Origin of the sequence: Halorubrum sp. SP9 (genome assembly GCF_005435015.1) — an archaeon.
Classification (GTDB): Archaea; Halobacteriota; Halobacteria; order Halobacteriales; family Haloferacaceae; genus Halorubrum; species Halorubrum sodomense.
On the sequence record NZ_SGXU01000076.1, the window covers coordinates 1 to 2,254 of the forward strand.

At 48.0% G+C, this 2,254-nt stretch carries 1 protein-coding gene; it reads left to right on the forward strand.

Annotation, left to right across the window (positions count from 1 at the left end):
- Positions 1-434: 434 nt before the first annotated feature.
- The coding region (locus tag EXE45_RS16325; RefSeq protein ID WP_158294282.1) for an McrB family protein at positions 435-2,254 on the forward strand (1,820 nt) is incomplete at its 3' end.

The window sequence follows — 2,254 nt, forward strand, 5'->3', positions numbered from 1 at the left end:
GGGTCGAAGCCGGCGAGCCAGTCGTCGTGTTCCGCCAACTCCTCGGCGAGAACGACGAAGTCGATCGCGAGCCCGAGCGTTCCCTTGGAGGATTTGAACTGCGTCTCCGCCTCGGACACGAGCGCCTCGATTATCGCACGCTCCGCGTCAGAGATTTCCTTGTCTGAGCCGTCGTATTCGGATAGATCCGATTGATTTTCGAAGTAGGTACTCGGGAAGTGGCTCCGCAGAAAGGCCTCGATCGCCTCGTGCTCGTGATCAGCGCGATCGTCGCTCCATCTGCTCATCTGAATATACTGTCCACTTGGCAGACACGCTTAGAAACGTTGCGTTCCCGATGCTGAAAATTACATCACGTGCCTATTCCTGAAAGTGGGAGAGATTCGCAGGTACCCGTAATTAATTTATTATAGAGTTTAGATTTCCAATTAATCATGGATGATGAAAATCTGCGATCCTCTCTGACGTTGTTCTCCAAGACAGCAACAGAGAAGCTCAGTAGATTGGCTCACTTTCTAATTTCAATCGAGAATTACGGTCCAGAGCTTAAAGAGGTTCAATCAGGCTATCAACGTGAAGTGAATTCGGCCTCGGCAGTACCGCAGTCATGGCTCACGCAAATGGAGATGATGGGTTTAGTCCGCGTTAGCAGAAATTCACGGACTATTGAACTGCGGCCTACTGGTGAACAGGTACTAAGTGAACTTCAGCGAGAAGGGTCCCCTGATACCCCGATGGTACTAATAAAATCTTTCTGCGAAACGTTCATCGGGTTCTATGACACGATCGCACTGGTTTCCACTGTTCCGTTGCGAGTGAGCCAACTACAGACAATCTTAAACCAGAAATACGATTTAGATTGGGAGTCGAAGAGCCAGGCTAAGCAGCGGGCTGACTGGTTACGACTGGCAGGAGTAATCGATTTGAATTCTGCTAACGAATATACACTCTCTACTCAAGGCGAAGAGGTATACAGTAACTTACAGGACGAATATGGGACACCGGATATTCTGCCCCTCCTCGGATCCGATCATGATTCCACACCCCATAAAAACGCATCTCAGGAAGCGAATGTTGAAATTGATTTAGAAGGATCTGAGTCCGGGACGCAGACGACTACATCAGATGATACGGATCAGTCAGTTACTCTTCCTTTTATTGAGCGGAAAAATAAGAAAGTAATCTCAGTTCACGTGCCAAAAAGCAATAACACAGATGAGAGGTACGAAAGTACCGTCGAGTCCGACGAAACTCTTGAGTCGGATGATCCCCTCTTCATCGAAGAGTATCAGAATAATTCAGTTCGATACTGGCTATGTGACAGTAATGAACTCGACACCGTTGGTGGACTGACCAGAGGAGACGTAATTCTGTTCCATCACGTGGACAGAGGATATATGGCCGTTACAACCGTGTTAGAAGCGGATACGGTTGATATTCCGATATCAACTCTTGATACTGCTATCTACTTTGAAGAGGTATATGATGCCGTGGTTTCAGAAGAAGAATTATTCGAGCTTTTTGGCTGGGAGAGCCACCCAAAGCAACAGTGGAGTCGACTCGATCAGAGACAGAGTCAGGTTCTCACATATGAGTACGACTCAGTTGAGGCATTTATTAGAGAAGCAAGAGGCGAACTCCAGTTTGATTTTTGGTCGTATGAGAACTGGTCGTTAGATGGGAACTTCGCCCGTCACTTGGCCCGTCAGCTTGAGAGGAAAAGACAGGTCATCCTGTACGGACCACCCGGGACAGGAAAGACATTCTTCGCAGAGAGATTTGCGAGGCTGTGGACGGGTAAGCAGCCAGGAACAGATCCAGGAACGTATCAAACTGAGTCCGTCACGTTCCATCCTTCCTTCTCGTACGAAGATTTCATAGAGGGATACACGATCACCGGAGATAGGGAGGAGTCAAATGGGATAGCTGCTGTGGATTCAGCGGAAGAGAACGAGAAAAGAACCGAAATATCGAACGGCTCACCATATGGACTGAAGAAGGGGATCTTCCGGGAAATCTGTATCGAAGCCGCTCAGGCCTTAGAAGCTACACCTGAAAACCGAACACCACCACGATACGTGCTCGTCATTGATGAGCTTAATCGTGGCAACGTTCCGCAAATATTTGGCGAAATCATCACTCTGCTTGAAAAAGATAAACGCGGACAAGAGCGGTTCCTCTCTCACTCTGGGGCTAAATTCACGATCCCAGAAAACGTATTTATCATCGCGACGATGAATACTGCGGATCAATC